Genomic DNA, 14,329 nt, shown 5'->3' with positions numbered 1-14,329 from the left:
ACGCCGGGCACGATGCTTCTTCCCGCCCTCACGGCGCCGTCTCACCCGGTCGCGGCGCCGTGCCGAGCCGCTCCTGCTCCTCCTGGACGATCTGCCGCGCCAGGGCCTGCTCGGAGACGTCGACCGCGTCCGGCGTGCGCTCCGCGAGATCGCTGCGGCGCGCGTACTCGTCGAACAACCGGGCCTTTCCCCGCAGGATCCGCAGCATCCGCTCGTCCACCCCGCGCGGGGTGAGCAGCCGGTGGACCTGGACGGTCCGGGCCTGCCCCATGCGGTGCGCGCGGGCGATCGCCTGCTCCTCCATGGTCGGTTTCACCTGCGGCTCGCAGATGATCACCACGGAGGCGGCCTGCAGGTTCAGGCCGACGCCGCCCGCCTGGATCTGCGCCAGCAGCACCGCGTGCCCCGGCTCGGCGGTGAAGTCGTCCACGAGCCGCTGGCGCCGCGCCGCCGGCATCGAACCGGAGATCGGCCCGCGCGCCGCCGGGCCGACCATGAGCTCGACGGCCGCGAGCACGTCCCGGAAGTAGGAGAACACCACGACCTTCAGGCCGTTGCGGTCCGCCTCGTCGACCAGCTCGGTGAGCCGGGCCAGCTTCGCCGACCGCTTCGGATCGGCGTACGCGGCGCGCCGCATGGCCATGAAGTTGCCGTCCGCGACGGCGCGCCGGTAGGCGGCCTCGTCCGCGGCGCTGAACTCCTCCCACTCCTCGATCTCCTGCACCTCGGGCAGCTCCACCAGCACGTCGCGCTGGTTGCGGCGCAGGTACGCGGGCGCGACCGCCCGCCGGAACGCCCGCGGGCCCACCGCCGCGTCGCTCGGCCTGATCGACGGGACGAGGTCCGGCCGCAGATGCCCGACCAGGCTGCGGAACTCCTCGACGCGGTTCTCCATCGGCGTCCCGGTGAGGAACAGCACCCGCTCGACCCGCGCGCACCACGCCGCCACCGCCTTCGCCCGCCGCGTCTCCGGGTTCTTCGCGTAGTGCGCCTCGTCGACCACGACCATCGCGACGGGCACCCCGTCCGGGACGTCCAGCGCGTGCAGCGTGTCGAGCGTGGTCACCGCGATGCCGCCCGCGTCCGCCCACGCCGCCAGCGCCGCCGCCCGCCCCGGCCCGTGCAGCGGATGCGCCGCCAGCCGGCTGCGGTCCTCGATCTCCCGCACCCAGTTGATCATCACGCTGGCCGGGCACGCCACCAGGAAGTGCGTCGCGCCCTCCGCGCGCAGATGCGCGATCGCCGCGATCGCCTGGACCGTCTTCCCCAGCCCCATCTCGTCGCCGAGGATCACCCGCCGCTGGACGAGTGCGAACCGCGCCCCGAACGACTGGTAGCCGCGCAGCGACACCCGCCGGTACGTCTCGTCCAGGGGCTGCGCCTTGACCCGCGCGGCGAGATCGTCCGGCAGGTACCCCTCCGCCGCAGCCCGCTCGGGGCCCACGGCGGCCAGCTCCGCCAGCAGCGTCTGGTAATCCGACCCGCGCAGCTCGTAGTCGATCCACGCCTCGTCCGCCGACACGCCCGGACGCAGCAGGTCCACCGACGCCTGCGCGATCATCAGGTGCGCGTCCCGGGCCCGCTCGACCGCGTCCGCCAGCTCCGCGAGCGCGCCGCGCGCGCGTTCCCGGCGCGCCGGGCCAGCGAAGACGCGCCGCCACCACGACGCCGCAGGCAGCGCGTCGTGCACCAGCGGGCTCAGCCGCTCGTCCAGCTCCTCGGCCGCCTTGCGGGCGCGCGGCAGGTCCGGGCCCGCGTTCACCAGCCGGTGCAGCGCCACCACCAGCGCGGACGTCGCCGGATCCCGCCGCCCGGCGTCGATCCGGATGCCCGCCGCCCGCTCCGCCGCCTCCGCCAGACTGCCCGCCGCCGCCCGGATCTGCGCCGCCGTCTGCGGCCCGACGCCCGGGATCAGCTGCAGCCGGTACTGCGTCGCGTCCAGCACGTCCAGGACGCTCGTCAGCCCGGCCTGCTCCAGCGGCGTCAGGCGCAGCCGTCCGTCCGTCACGTCCTTCAGCCGCGCGACCGGGATCTCCGCCAGCTGCCCGCGCGCCGCCTCCGCCCGCAGCGGCCCCAGCGCCTCGTGCACCTCCGCGACCGCGCGCCGGTGATCGGTGATCAGGGCATGGGCGGCGTCCAGCAGAACGCGACCGTTCCGCAGGACCTCCTTGGGCTCGCCCGCCATCCCGCCCGCCGCTCCCTCCGCCGCGATCTCCCGGCACATGATGCCAGCGCCGCGCCGCCGCACCGCCCGCACGGCGCCCGATCCGTCCAGAAAGGTCCCCGCGCGTGACCGACGACCCCGAGGACGAGCCGACCCTGCTCATGTCGCTCGCCGGAAGCCTGTGGTTCCCGCTGCTGTTCTTCTTCGGCTTCCTGATCTGCTACATGCTGCCGTTCCACTCCCCGTCGCCGCACGACGTCCGCGTCGCGGTGGCGCCGCCGGCCGTCGCGCAGCGGCTCGGCCCCGCGCTCGACCAGAAGGCGCCCGGCGCGTTCGAGGTCATCCCGGTCGAGGACGCGTCCGCCGCCCGCAAGAAGATCCTCACCCGCCAGGCCGTCGCCGCCTACACCGTCGAAGGCCCCGCCCAGGCCACCCTCTACATCGCCAAAGCCGACGGCACCTTCCTCGAACAGGCCGCCACCAGCACCTTCACCGCCGTCGCGAAACAAGGAGGGCAGACCATCCGGACCGTCGAACTCGTCCCCACCGCCAAGGGCGACGTCACCGGCACCGGCCTGTTCTACCTGTCCATGGCCTGGAACATCGCGCCCTACATCGCCGTCATGATGCTGATGCGCGCCGTCACCCTCAGCCGCCGCGCCAAGGTCCTCACCCTCGCCGGCATGGGCGCGTTCATGGCCGTCGTCGGGTTCTACATCGCCCTGGCCATGGACGTCGTCCCCAACGACCCCCTCGCCATCGCCTACGGCTTCCTCATCACCCAGGCGGTCGCCCAGTTCAGCTACGGCCTCGTCCCGTTCGTCCGCCAGTTCATCCCCGGCGTCGCGATCACCCTGTTCGTGCTGCTCTCGATCCCGTCCAGCGGCGGCGCCATCCCGTACCAGCTCGTCCCCGGCTTCTTCCGCGCCCTGCACCCCGTCATGCCCCTCGGCAACCTCCTGGACGCCCTGCACGGCATCTTCTACTTCGACAACGAGGGCCTGCTGCGCCCCACCCTCGTCCTGTGCGGCTGGGCCGCCGCCGGGTTCGTCCTCATCGGCGTCGGCGCCTACCTCCAGCGCCGCAAGGCCGCCCAGGCCGAAGCCGGCGCCAGCGCGGAAGAGGAGATGGTCGAGGACCCCACCTTCGAGGCCCCCGTCCCGCACGCCATCAGCCCCGCCCACCACGAGCACTTCGGCGACGTGATCCCCGGCCTCGTCGGGACCGTCCGCACCACGTCCGGCGACCCCGTCACCGACGCCCTGGTCACCGTCCTCGCCACCGGCGGCCACCAGCTCATGCGCACCCGCACCGACGACGAGGGCCGCTACGCCGCCGCGGGCCTCCCGGAGGACTTCGTCACCGTCCTCCTCCTCGCCCGGGGACATACGCCCGCCGTGGCCCGCGTGCTCCTCACCGCCGGCCGCACCCACCGCCAGGACTTCGTCGTCGACACCCCCGTCCACGGCGCCCACCCCGCCTAACCTGAAAAGCAACACCCTCGAAAGGCGGCGGGCCCATGGACGAGCGAGGCATCGATCCGGCCGACCCCGATCTGACCGTCGGGCAGCGCATCCGCTACTTCCGCGAACGGCGCGGGATGTCCCGCGAGGTGCTCGGCGGCCTCATCGGCAGGAACGCGCGCTGGGTCAAGGCCGTCGAACGCGGCGAGATCGGCGAACCGAAGCTCCCCACCCTGCTGGGGCTCGCCGAAGCGCTGAAGCTGCGGGACGTGGCGCGCCTCACCGGCGGCGGCCCGATGCCCACGAGGATGTTCCGGGGGCCCGGGCACCCCGCGCTGGGCGCCGTCCGCGACGCGATCAACGCCGTCGCCGTCTCCATGACCGACCCGCCCCCGCCGCTCGCCCACCTCCAGGCAAGGCTGGACGCGGCGTGGCGGGCCCGGCACGCCGCACCCGACCACCGCACCGTGCTCGGCGCCCTGCTGCCCGACCTGATCAGGGACGCCAAGCGCGCCGTCCGGGCCTACGAGGGCGCGCAGCGGCGCCGCGCCCTGGCGCTGCTCGCGCAGATCTACAACCTCGCCCAGTTCTTCCTCGCCTACCAGCCGTCCGCGGACCTCCTCTGGCGCGTCGTCGAGCGCAGCATCATGGCGGCCGAGGAATCGGAGGACCCGAAGGCGTTCGGCGGCGCCGTTTGGCTCGCCGCCCAGGCGCACCGGGACGCCTGCGACTTCGACGCGGCCGAGGCGGTCAACCGCGAGGGCCTCGAGTGGCTACGGCCCCGCCTCACCAGGGACGACGCCGCTCTCCGCGCCATGTGGGGCGCCCTCCACCACGAGGTCGCCTACACCGCCGCGCGCGCCGGGCAGTCCGGCACCGCGTGGCGCTGGTGGGACGAGGCCGACCGCATCGCCCGCACGCTCCCGGCCGCCCACTACGACCCGATGACCTCGTTCTCGCAGGTCATCATGGGAGCCCACGCCGTCACCATCGCCGTCGAACTCCGTCAGGCCGGTGAGGCGCGCCGGCACGCCCTCCGCGCGTCCCGCGCCACCATCCCCTCGCAGCCTCGCCGCGGCCGCCACCTCGTCGAGGTGGCGCGTGCCTGGCAGCTCACGGGCGACCAGGCCGCGACCCTCGCCGCGCTCGACGACGCCCAGACCGCCGCCCCTGAAACCGTCCGCTACAACGGCTACGCCCGGCGCATGACCGTCGAGCTGGCCTCCGAGGGCTCGCCGGACGTGCGGCGCGGCGCTCGCACCCTGGCGGATCGCATCGGCCTGCTGGTCTGAACCAGGGGACAGGAACCCTGTCCCCTCGGCGTCGACCGTCCGGGCACTCTGCGTTACATGTCGTACACAGAACCACAACGCACGGGCTGCGAGCTCTTCACCTGGGATGTATTCGCGGAGGGCGGGGCTGGTGGGGTCACTGATGACAGGGACGCGGCGCGGCGGCACGTTCGCGAGGCTCTGGCGGGGGCGCCGCCGGGGACGCGGGGCTGCGTGCGGCGTGTGGCGTTGTGTCCACTCGGCCGGGCCGTCTACGTGGACCTCGGGCTGGTCGCCGAGGCACGGCGCGGCGCCGCGTCCACTGTCACCTGGCACGACGCATGACGGAGCGCGGGGGAGAGGACGTCGTCCACCTGGAGCGGCTGGCCGGGGCGCTGGAGCGGGCGGGGCTGGCCGTTCAGCGGTGTTTCGGGGCCGATCCGGCGTCGGTGCGGGTCCTGCTCTCGGCGCGGTTCGGCGAGAGCGTGCGGGTCAAGGCGGGTGTGGGCGGGGTGCCGTGGTTCGTCGCGTCCACCGCTGATCCGCTGGCGCCGTGCCATGACACGGGACGCGCGGTCGTCGAGATCAGGGCGCGGGTGGGGTCGTTCGGGCGGGCGGCGGAGGTTCTGCGCGGGGAGGCGGAGCGGCGGCGGGTCAGGGGGTTCGTGACGCGGCGTCGAGGATGAGTTCGGCGAGGCGGCGGGCGCGGCGGGCCGGGCCGCCGGTGCCGAGGGCCTGGACGGACGCGTAGGCGCCCTCGAAGGCCAGCGCGAGCTGGTCGCCGACGGTGCCGGGGTCGGTGGCCCCGGCGGACGCGGCGAGGGCGGCGAAGCGGGCGCGGACCCACCGCTTCGTCCCGGCGGCGGCCTGGTGGGCGGGGTGGGCGGCGTCGGGGATCTCGGCGAGCGCCATGAGGAACGGGCAGCCGCGGCAGCGGTCCGGCTGGATCTGCTCGGTCTGCGCGTCGAACAGCGCGAGGATCCGGGCGCGCGCGGGCCGGTCCTCGTCGGCGGCGGTGGCGTCGAACCACTCCTTGTAGAGGCCGTCCGCGCGGGTGACGTAGGCGGTGATCAGGTCGTCCTTGGACGCGAACAGCCGGTAGAGGGTCGTGGGCGCGACGCCGGCCGTGGCGGCGATCTTGTCCACGCCGACGCCCTTGATGCCCTGCCAGTAGAACAGGTCGTGGGCGACCTCGAGGAGGTGCTCGCGTGTCTCGGCGGCGCTGCGGCGCATCACCGGACCCCTTGCCAGATCCGACGCATGGCCCTAGCGTACCTCTTTGTTAGGGAACGTTCCCTAACAAAGAGGGGAGCGCGGAGCGATGTTCTTGGTGACGGGCGGGACGGGCAATGTCGGGCGCGAGGTCGCGGCGGCGCTGGCGGTCGCCGGGGAGCCGGTTCGGGCGCTGACCCGGGGCGGCGCCCCGGTGGACGGTCCGGACGGCGTCGAGTACGTCACCGGCGACCTGAACAAGCCGGAGACGCTCGCACCGGCCCTGGAGGGCGTGCGGGGGCTGTTCCTCCTGCCCGGCTACGACGGGATGGCCGAGCTGCTCGCCGAGGCGGGACGCGCCGGGGTCGAGCACGTGGTGCTGCTGTCCGGGTCGTCGGCCGAGTCGGGCGACCTGACCAACGCCGTCAGCCGCTACATGATCGAGTCGGAGGACGCGGTCCGCGCCTCGGGGCTCGCCTGGACGATCGTGCGGCCGAGCGGGTTCATGTCCAACACGTTCGAGTGGATCCCGCAGCTCAAGGCCGGCGACGCGGTGCGCGCGCCGTTCGCCGGGGTGCCGATCGCGGTGATCGACCCGGCCGACATCGGCGCCGTCGCCGCGGCCGCGCTGCTGAGGGACGACCAGCGGGGCCGCGTGCTCCGCGTCACCGGCCCGGAGCCGCTGCGGCCCGCCGACCGGCTGCGGATCCTCGGCCGCGTGCTGGGCCGCGACCTGCGGCTGGACGCCCAGCCGGACGGCGAGGCCCGCGCGCAGATGCTCCAGAACATGCCCGAGAAGTACGTCGACGCGTTCTTCGACTTCTACGTGGCCGGTTCGCTGGACGAATCGGTCGTGACCACCACCGTCCGCGACGTGACGGGCCGCCCGCCCCGCACCTTCGAGCAGTGGGCCGCCGCGCACGCCGCGTCCTTCGCCTGACCGCCTCGGGGCCGCCCGGCCGGCAGGAACGCCTGGTCGACCGCGTGGTCTACACGCGCAGGATCGGCTGACGCCGGAAACGCGGAAGGCCCGCGAGGCGTCCTCGCGGGCCTTCCGGAACGACGATCAGACGTCGTAGTAGATCTCGAACTCGTGCGGGTGGGGACGCAGCCGGATCGGGTCGATCTCGAACTCGTGCTTCATCGTGACGTAGGTCTCGATGAGGTCCGGGGTGAAGACCCCGCCCTCCAGCAGGTAGTCGTGGTCGGCCTCCAGGGCGTCCAGCACGGCCGGCAGCGTGCCGGGGACCTGCGGGATCGCGCGGGCCTCCTCGGGCGGCAGCTCGTAGAGGTCCTTGTCGATCGGCTCCGGCGGCTCGATCTTGTTCTTGATGCCGTCCAGGCCCGCCATCAGCATCGCCGAGAAGGCGAGGTAGGGGTTGCAGGACGGGTCCGGCACGCGGAACTCGATGCGCTTGGCCTTCGGGTTCGAGCCGGTGATCGGGACGCGGATGCACGCCGACCGGTTGCGCTGCGAGTAGACCAGGTTGACCGGCGCCTCGAAGCCCGGGACGAGCCGGTGGTAGCTGTTCACCGTCGGGTTCGTGAAGGCCAGCAGCGACGGGGCGTGCCGGAGCAGGCCGCCGATGTAGTGCCGGGCGACGTCCGACAGGCCCGCGTAGCCGACCTCGTCGTAGAACAGCGGCGAGCCGTCCTTCCAGAGCGACTGGTGGACGTGCATGCCGGAGCCGTTGTCACCGAAGATCGGCTTGGGCATGAACGTGACGGTCTTGCCGGCCCGCCGCGCGACGCTCTTGACGATGTACTTGTACAGCATCAGGTTGTCGGCGGTCTTCAGCAGCGTGTCGAACCGGAAGTCGATCTCCGCCTGGCCGGCGGTGCCGACCTCGTGGTGCTGCATCTCGACGGCGATGCCGGAGTCGATGAGCTGCGCGACCATCTCCGAGCGCAGGTCGGTGTAGTGGTCCATCGGCGGGACGGGGAAGTAGCCGCCCTTGTAGGGGGGCTTGGCGCCGAGGTTGCCGCCCTCCTCCTCGCGCCCGGTGTTCCACGCGCCCTCGACCGAGTCGAGGTAGTAGTAGCCGGCGTTCTGCTTCGTCTCGAAGCGGACGTCGTCGAAGATGTAGAACTCGGCCTCGGGACCGCAGTAGACCGTGTCGGCGATGCCCGTGCCGCGCAGGTAGTCCTGGGCCTTCTTGGCGATGTTGCGCGGGTCGCGGCTGTACGGCTCGCCCGTGAGCGGGTCGTGCACGAAGAAGTTCAGGATGAGGGTCTTGTGCTGGCGGAACGGGTCCACCACGGCGGTCGCGGGGTCGGGGAGCAGGAGCATGTCCGACTCGTGGATCTCCTGGAACCCGCGCACCGACGAGCCGTCGAACATCAGCCCCTCGGTGAAGACGCTCTCGCCGAAGTTCTCGACGGGGAACGTGAAGTGCTGCATCTTGCCCGGCAGGTCCACGAACCGGCAGTCGACGAACCGAACACCTTCGTTCCTGAGGTAGCTCAGGACCTCTTCGGCGCTGCTGAACATCCAGCCTCCTTGGTGCGCTCTTGGGCATCTCGCAGGCTACGGCCGGGCCGTTTCCCGGCCGTGTCCCATATGTTTCGACTGTGTTACGCGGATCACCGGGCGTCCTGCCCCTCAGGGGGTTCCCTCCCCCGGGGGAGCCGGGTCGGAACCCGCCAGGGGAGCGGATAGCGTAGAGGCCATGAGCGGTGGTAAAGAGCAGCAGGCCGCACGGCCGCGGTGGACGCAGACGTGGCTCGGCGGCGCGCGCGCGGCGGGAGCGGACCTCGGCCGTCCCGGCGAGCGCCTCGGGCTGCCGGAGAGCGGCAGCGGCGCCGTCGCGTCCTACGGCCGCCGGCTGCTCGCGCTGTTCATCGACTGGGCGCTGTCGACGCTGGTCGCGACCGGCCTGGCGAGCGCCCTCGACTGGTCGGCGCCGCAGCGCAGCCTGTGGACGCTGGTGATCTTCGGGGTGCAGGGGTGGCTGCTCACCGCGACGATCGGCACCACGATCGGCAAGCGGCTGTGCGGCATCCGGGTCGTGCGGCTGGACGGCCGCCCCGTCGGGTTCCTCATGGGCTTCGCCCGCGCGCTCCTGCTGGTCCTCGTCGTGCCCGCGCTGATCTGGGACCGCGACTACCGCGGCATGCACGACCGCGCGTCCAACACCGCGGTCGTGAACATCTGACCGGGAAAACGGAAAGCGCCCCCGAAGGGGCGCTCCGACCGGGTGCGGTCACCGCATCTTGGGCTTCGGGCCCTTCGGCATCTTCGCGCCCTTCGGGATCGGGCCCTTCGGCATCTGCATGGACCGGGGCAGCGCCTGGAGCCGGTCGTTCAGCTCCCCGACCTGCGCCTTGGTCAGGTTGCGGGGCAGCTTCATCAGGTGCCGCTGCAGCTGGCCGACGGTGATCTGGTCCTCGTCGTCGCCGACCTGCACGTCGTAGATCGGCACCTGCTGCGCGGCGCGGGAGATCCGCTTCTTCTCCGCGCCCAGCAGCTGCCCGACCCGGTTGCGCGGGCCCTCGGAGACGAGGACGACGCCGGGACGGCCCACCACGCGGTGCACCATGTCGAGGTTCCGGTTGCCGCTGACCGCCTCGGTGACGGTCCAGTCGCCGCGCATGTTCTTCAGCACCGCGGCGGCCGCGCCGGGCTGCCCGGCGATCACCTTGTACTGCGCGCGCTGCGCCAGCTGACCGAAGACGATCATGCCGACGGCCGCGCCGGCCAGGATGCCCAGCGGGACGAAGAACCACAGCCGGCCGATCACCAGCCCGATCACGATGACGACGATCAGGGTGCCGATCGCCGACGCGGCGACGATCGGAAGGGCCTTCGGGTCGGCCTGGCGGAGCACCTGGGCGACCATGCGGATCTGCTTGAGGCGGCCCGGACGCTCCTGGCTCCCGTCCGCGGGCGTTTTCGACATGAACCCAAGGATAGTCGGCCGGGACCCCCGTCCCGACACCGTCCTCGCTGGGCGAAACGCAGGCGAGGACGGCCGGCCGCCGCGGAATCAGGCCTGGCGGGCCTCGATCGCCTGCTTGTAGAGGCGTCCGGCGCGGTAGCTGGAGCGGACGAGCGGCCCGGACATGACGCCCGCGAAGCCGATCTCCTCCGCCTCCGCGTTCAGCTCCACGAACTCCTCGGGCTTCACCCACCGCTCCACCGGGTGGTGGCGGGGGCTCGGCCGCAGGTACTGGGTGATCGTGATCAGCTCGCAGCCCGCCTCGTGCAGGTCCCGCAGCGCCGCGGAGACCTCCTCGCGGGTCTCGCCCATGCCGAGGATCAGGTTCGACTTGGTGACCAGGCCGTCCTCCCGGGCCTTGGTGATCACCTCGAGGGACCGCTCGTAGCGGAACCCGGGCCGGATCCGCTTGAAGATCCGCGGGACGGTCTCGACGTTGTGCGCGAGCACCTCGGGACGCGACGAGAAGACCTCCGCGAGCTGCTCGGGCACCGCGTTGAAGTCGGGGATCAGCAGCTCGACGCCGCAGCCGGGGACGGCCGCGTGGATCCGCCGGACCGTCTCGGCGTACAGCCAGGCGCCGCCGTCCTCCAGGTCGTCGCGGGCGACGCCGGTGACGGTGGCGTACTTCAGGCCCATCGTGGCCACGGACTCGGCGACGCGGCGGGGCTCGTCCCGGTCGAACGCGGCGGGCTTGCCGGTGTCGATCTGGCAGAAGTCGCAGCGCCGGGTGCACTGGTCGCCGCCGATGAGGAAGGTGGCCTCGCGGTCCTCCCAGCATTCGAAGATGTTGGGGCAGCCCGCCTCCTGGCACACCGTGTGCAGGCCCTCGGACTTCACCAGCCCGATGAGCTCCTTGTACTGCGGGCCCATCTTCAGCCGCGTCTTGATCCATTCGGGCTTGCGCTCGATCGGGGTCTGGCTGTTGCGGGCCTCTATGCGCAGGAGCTTGCGCCCCTCGGGTGTCACCGTCGTCACCCGTTCAGGGTACGTCGCGATCAGCGCACCGGCACATCGCGGCCGCGCGCCCCCGGGGTTAACGCACCCGTATCGGACCGATCTCGAACGTGTGACGTTACCCCGCTCACACCGTCGATTCGCGTGTTTCGGTCCATGACCACCGGCGGTTCTCTCTAGGGTGACTCCCTGTCGTCACGCAACAGCGTTCGCATGGAGGACCGCAGTGGGTCTGGCAATGTCGTACCTCAGGGTGCCGCCGGTGCTGGAGGGTGAGCCGGATCCCGCCCGGGCCGCCCGTCGCGTGTTCGGCGAGCCGGACTGGCGGCGCCGCGTGCCGTTCGCGCCGCTGGACGTCGGCGGGGCGTGGCAGGCGCTGCACTACCTGGTGACCGGCGACCCGTGGGAGGGGCGCCAGCCGGAGGCCGACGTGGTGTGCGGCGGCCGGCTGCTCACCGAGGACGGCGCCGACGAGCTCGGCATGGACGTGATCTACCTCGCGCCCGACCGGGTGAAGCCCGCCGCCGACCATCTGGCCGCCACCCCGTTCGCCGGCGTCGCGGGCCGGTTCGAGCCCGCGGTGATGGTGCAGGCCGGCGTGCAGGACGCGGGCCGGATGGACGCCGCGGCCCGCGACCGCGTCCTGAAGCCCGCCTACGAGGCGCTGGTCGCGTTCTACCAGGCCGCGGCGGACGAGGGGCAGGCCGTCTTCAAGGTGATGTTCCCGAACCACTGACCGCCGCGTGAGCCGTGCTCAGGCCGCGCCCAGGCGGCGGCGCGGAACGCTCAGGCGCCGAGGGCGGCGAGCTGGGCCGTCGTGCGGTGGAGGGTCTCCCGCGCGCCGAGCGCCTCGGCGAGGTGGCGCTCCACCAGCGGGGTGACCTCGGCCACCGGGACGTCCCGGCCGACCTCGCGGCTGAGGTTCGTGGATCCGGCGTCGCGGATGCCGCACGGCACGATCTTGTCGAACCAGCCCATGTCGTTGTCGCAGTTCAGCATGAACCCGTGCATGGCCACGCCGCGCGCCACCCGGATCCCGATCGAGCCGATCTTGCGGTCGGGGGTGCCGGGCACCCACAGCCCGCTGCGGCCCTCGACCGTGGTGGTCTCCAGGCCGAACTCGGCGCAGACCGCCATCATCATCCGCTCCAGCAGCCGCACGTAGGAGACGACGTCGGCGGGATCGGGCAGCCGGACGATCGGGTAGCCGGTGAGCTGCCCCGGGCCGTGCCAGGTGATCTTGCCGCCGCGGTCGACGTCCACGACCGGGGCGCCGGGGTCGCCGAACGGCCGGTCGAGGTCCCCGGTCCGCTTGCCCGCGGTGTACACCGGCTGGTGCTCCATCAGCAGGACGGTGTCGGGGATCACATCGTCGACGCGCAGGGCGTGCGTGCGTTTCTGCAGGTCCCAGCCGTCCAGATAGGGGACGGCCGCGGTCCCGAAGCCCGCGTGGACGACCACCAGCCGGCCGGTCGCCGGCGCCTTGCCGGGGGGCGTCTCGGGCGCGGCCCCCCGCACGTCCAGATCACTCACGCACGCCAGCCTATGCCGCCCGCGGAGCGCTTCCTCAGAGGGACGCCAGCCGGCGGGGCTCCAGCCGCGTCTCCTTGGCGGTGCCGGGGCCGTCGGGCTCGACCCGGTAGGCGCCCGCGTCCTGCCGGTACGACACGGCCTGGACGAACTCGGTGCCGACGTAGTGCAGGCCGACCGACTCGTCCGCCGCGTACCCGCCGGGCAGCGTGCCCTCGCCGACGAGCTGCTGCAGCAGCGGCCGGCGCTGCGGGTCGCTGTCGTAGTGCACCCCGCACGAGTACGGCAGGAAGCCGAGCCCGTCGGTGAGCGGCCGCAGCTGCGGGCCGAAGGAGTCGGTGTTGCCGCCGACGTGCCAGCACAGCGCGCCCGCGCTCTGCCCGGACAGCACCACGCCCTCCTGCCACGCCTCCCGCATGATCTCGTCCAGGCCGTGCAGGCGCCACAGCGCGAGGAGGTTCGCGACGCTGCCGCCGGACACGTAGATCAGGTCCTGGGTGAGCAGGTGCGCGCGCATGTCGGCGACGCTCGGCATCGGGAACAGCGACAGGTGGCTGACCTCGGCGTCCAGCTGGGAGAACCCCGCGTAGAAGCGCGCGACGTACTCGGCGCCGTCGCCGACCGCCGTCGTCAGGAAGCACATCCGGGGACGGTCCTGCCCGGTCAGGTCGAGCGCGTAGCGCATCAGCGGGCTCGGCGCGATGCCCTCCCGGCCGTCCGGGACGAACGTGCCCCCGCCGATGGCGAGGATGTGCGGCTGTCCGTCGGTGCTCATTCGCCCTCCACGTCGGCAAGCTCTCTCAATGTCACCGTATGGCCACCGGGCGGGAGCGGCCGCGACTTTAGCGAATCTTGGTCTCGGCGCGCCGCGGGGGCTCGGTCACAGGAGGGCGGCGAGCGCGGCGTCGACGTCCGAATGCCGGAACCGGAACCCGGCGTTCTCCAGCCGCCGCGGCAGCACCCGCTGGCTGATGAGCGGGCCCTCGTCGGCGAAGTCGCGCAGCGCGGCCCGCAGCACCGCCTTCGGGACGGCCAGCCGCGCCGGGCGGTGCAGCGCCCGCGCCAGCGCCGCGGTGTACGCGGCGTTGGTCACCGGGTTCGGGGCGGTCAGGTTCACCGGACCCGACACCTCGTGCTCGATGAGGAACCGCAGCGCCGCGACCTCGTCGGCGAGCGAGATCCAGCTCGTCCACTGCGTCCCGTCGCCGAGCCGGCCGCCGAGCCCGAGCCGGAACAGCGGCAGCGTCCGCCCGACGATCCCGCCACCGCGCGCCAGCACCACCCCGGTGCGCGGGTGGACGACCCGGACCCCCGCCTCGCGCGCGGGCGCGGCGGCGGCCTCCCAGTCCCGCACGAGCGCGGCGAGGAACCCGGCGCCCATCGGGGACTTCTCGTCGGCCTCCCGGTCGCCGGTGTCGCCGTAGAACCCGATCGCGGACCCGCACACCAGCACCGGCGGGCGGTGGCCGGCCGCCGCGATCGCCTCCGCGAGCGTCCGGGTGCCGTCGAGCCGGCTGTCCCTGATCCGGCGCTTGTACGCCCTGGTCCACGGCCGGTCGCCGACGCCCGCGCCCGCCAGGTGCACGACGGCGTCGGCGCCCTCCAGCGCCGCCGCCTCGACGCACCCGTCCGGCGGGGACCAGCGCGCCTCGTCGGGCGCCGCCGGCTCGCGGCGCACCAGCCGCACGACGTCGTGCCCGTCCTCCCGCAGCGCCCGCACCAGCGCCGATCCGATCAGGCCCGACGAGCCCGTCACGGTCACCCTCATGTCCCCACCCTACGGGGACGCCCCCG

The 14,329-nt window shown here is 73.1% G+C and carries 14 protein-coding genes; 6 read left to right on the top strand and 8 right to left on the bottom strand.

Annotated elements, in window-relative coordinates; genetic code table 11:
- Nucleotides 1-28 precede the first annotated feature (28 nt).
- Complete coding sequence (locus AB0C78_RS15390) at nucleotides 29-2,257, bottom strand: DEAD/DEAH box helicase (RefSeq protein WP_360747377.1); 2,229 nt, start codon at nucleotides 2,255-2,257, stop codon at nucleotides 29-31.
- Nucleotides 2,258-2,289: 32 nt separating this feature from the next.
- On the opposite strand from AB0C78_RS15390, the gene AB0C78_RS15385 reads away from it, so the two are divergent.
- From AB0C78_RS15385 to AB0C78_RS15375, 3 genes are all read left to right on the top strand, one after another.
- Nucleotides 2,290-3,648: a carboxypeptidase regulatory-like domain-containing protein gene (locus AB0C78_RS15385; protein WP_360747374.1), complete on the top strand. Its 1,359-nt coding sequence runs from the start codon at nucleotides 2,290-2,292 to the stop codon at nucleotides 3,646-3,648.
- Between the two features lie 35 nt (nucleotides 3,649-3,683).
- Nucleotides 3,684-4,919 (top strand): helix-turn-helix domain-containing protein, encoded by a 1,236-nt coding sequence (locus tag AB0C78_RS15380; protein WP_360747371.1) that lies wholly within the window; start codon nucleotides 3,684-3,686, stop codon nucleotides 4,917-4,919.
- A gap of 320 nt (nucleotides 4,920-5,239) precedes the next feature.
- A complete protein-coding gene (locus tag AB0C78_RS15375) occupies nucleotides 5,240-5,584 on the top strand; it encodes a hypothetical protein (RefSeq protein WP_360747368.1) in 345 nt (114 codons plus the stop codon).
- On the opposite strand, the gene AB0C78_RS15370 is transcribed toward AB0C78_RS15375, so the two are convergent.
- Complete coding sequence (locus tag AB0C78_RS15370; protein WP_360747365.1) at nucleotides 5,553-6,131, bottom strand: TetR/AcrR family transcriptional regulator; 579 nt, start codon at nucleotides 6,129-6,131, stop codon at nucleotides 5,553-5,555. The two genes, AB0C78_RS15375 and AB0C78_RS15370, sit on opposite strands and share 32 nt — an antisense overlap.
- Nucleotides 6,132-6,219: 88 nt before the next feature.
- On the opposite strand from AB0C78_RS15370, the gene AB0C78_RS15365 reads away from it, so the two are divergent.
- A complete protein-coding gene (locus AB0C78_RS15365) occupies nucleotides 6,220-7,050 on the top strand; it encodes an NAD(P)H-binding protein (protein WP_360747362.1) in 831 nt (276 codons plus the stop codon).
- Nucleotides 7,051-7,176: 126 nt separating this feature from the next.
- Here the strand turns inward: AB0C78_RS15365 and glnA are convergent, their stop codons facing one another.
- On the bottom strand, nucleotides 7,177-8,601 hold the full coding sequence (gene glnA / locus AB0C78_RS15360; RefSeq protein ID WP_151540533.1) for a type I glutamate--ammonia ligase: 1,425 nt from the start codon (nucleotides 8,599-8,601) through the stop codon (nucleotides 7,177-7,179).
- A gap of 178 nt (nucleotides 8,602-8,779) precedes the next feature.
- On the opposite strand from glnA, the gene AB0C78_RS15355 reads away from it, so the two are divergent.
- Entirely contained in the window at nucleotides 8,780-9,265 is a 486-nt protein-coding gene (locus AB0C78_RS15355) for an RDD family protein (protein WP_360747359.1), read from the top strand.
- Nucleotides 9,266-9,313: 48 nt separating this feature from the next.
- Here the strand turns inward: AB0C78_RS15355 and AB0C78_RS15350 are convergent, their stop codons facing one another.
- Both AB0C78_RS15350 and lipA read right to left on the bottom strand, forming a co-directional pair.
- Entirely contained in the window at nucleotides 9,314-10,009 is a 696-nt protein-coding gene (locus tag AB0C78_RS15350; protein WP_360747356.1) for a DUF4191 domain-containing protein, read from the bottom strand.
- 87 nt (nucleotides 10,010-10,096) lie between these two features.
- Nucleotides 10,097-11,026: a lipoyl synthase gene (lipA, locus tag AB0C78_RS15345; protein WP_360747353.1), complete on the bottom strand. Its 930-nt coding sequence runs from the start codon at nucleotides 11,024-11,026 to the stop codon at nucleotides 10,097-10,099.
- 217 nt (nucleotides 11,027-11,243) lie between these two features.
- Between lipA and AB0C78_RS15340 the strand changes: the two genes are divergently transcribed.
- Complete coding sequence (locus AB0C78_RS15340; RefSeq protein ID WP_360747350.1) at nucleotides 11,244-11,741, top strand: DUF1877 family protein; 498 nt, start codon at nucleotides 11,244-11,246, stop codon at nucleotides 11,739-11,741.
- Nucleotides 11,742-11,791: 50 nt separating this feature from the next.
- Here AB0C78_RS15340 and lipB read toward each other — a convergent pair whose 3' ends face one another.
- The 3 genes from lipB to AB0C78_RS15325 all read right to left on the bottom strand — a co-directional run bounded on the left by lipB (nucleotide 11,792) and on the right by AB0C78_RS15325 (nucleotide 14,303).
- Nucleotides 11,792-12,469, bottom strand: coding sequence for a lipoyl(octanoyl) transferase LipB (lipB, locus tag AB0C78_RS15335; protein WP_360747414.1), 678 nt, complete (start codon nucleotides 12,467-12,469; stop codon nucleotides 11,792-11,794).
- A gap of 103 nt (nucleotides 12,470-12,572) precedes the next feature.
- Nucleotides 12,573-13,310, bottom strand: a complete 738-nt coding sequence (locus AB0C78_RS15330) for a peptidase E (protein ID WP_151540528.1) — start codon at nucleotides 13,308-13,310, stop codon at nucleotides 12,573-12,575.
- 105 nt (nucleotides 13,311-13,415) lie between these two features.
- On the bottom strand, nucleotides 13,416-14,303 hold the full coding sequence (locus AB0C78_RS15325) for a TIGR01777 family oxidoreductase (protein WP_360747347.1): 888 nt from the start codon (nucleotides 14,301-14,303) through the stop codon (nucleotides 13,416-13,418).
- Nucleotides 14,304-14,329 lie beyond the last annotated feature (26 nt).

Source organism: Actinomadura sp. NPDC048394 (genome assembly GCF_040651755.1).
Lineage (GTDB): Bacteria > Actinomycetota > Actinomycetes > Streptosporangiales > Streptosporangiaceae > Spirillospora > Spirillospora montaniterrae.
This window is presented reverse-complemented; position numbering and strand designations above follow the sequence as displayed.

What these genes read in the sequence shown, in the direction of transcription:
- AB0C78_RS15380 (WP_360747371.1), top strand. Translation starts at nt 3,684, where the DNA reads ATGGACGAGCGAGGCATCGATCCGGCCGACCCCGATCTGACCGTCGGG.
- AB0C78_RS15375 (WP_360747368.1), top strand. Translation starts at nt 5,240, where the DNA reads ATGACGGAGCGCGGGGGAGAGGACGTCGTCCACCTGGAGCGGCTGGCC.
- AB0C78_RS15370 (WP_360747365.1), bottom strand. Translation starts at nt 6,131, where the DNA reads ATGCGCCGCAGCGCCGCCGAGACACGCGAGCACCTCCTCGAGGTCGCC.
- AB0C78_RS15365 (WP_360747362.1), top strand. Translation starts at nt 6,220, where the DNA reads ATGTTCTTGGTGACGGGCGGGACGGGCAATGTCGGGCGCGAGGTCGCG.
- glnA (WP_151540533.1), bottom strand. Translation starts at nt 8,601, where the DNA reads ATGTTCAGCAGCGCCGAAGAGGTCCTGAGCTACCTCAGGAACGAAGGT.
- AB0C78_RS15355 (WP_360747359.1), top strand. Translation starts at nt 8,780, where the DNA reads ATGAGCGGTGGTAAAGAGCAGCAGGCCGCACGGCCGCGGTGGACGCAG.
- AB0C78_RS15350 (WP_360747356.1), bottom strand. Translation starts at nt 10,009, where the DNA reads ATGTCGAAAACGCCCGCGGACGGGAGCCAGGAGCGTCCGGGCCGCCTC.
- AB0C78_RS15340 (WP_360747350.1), top strand. Translation starts at nt 11,244, where the DNA reads ATGTCGTACCTCAGGGTGCCGCCGGTGCTGGAGGGTGAGCCGGATCCC.
- AB0C78_RS15330 (WP_151540528.1), bottom strand. Translation starts at nt 13,310, where the DNA reads ATGAGCACCGACGGACAGCCGCACATCCTCGCCATCGGCGGGGGCACG.
- AB0C78_RS15325 (WP_360747347.1), bottom strand. Translation starts at nt 14,303, where the DNA reads ATGAGGGTGACCGTGACGGGCTCGTCGGGCCTGATCGGATCGGCGCTG.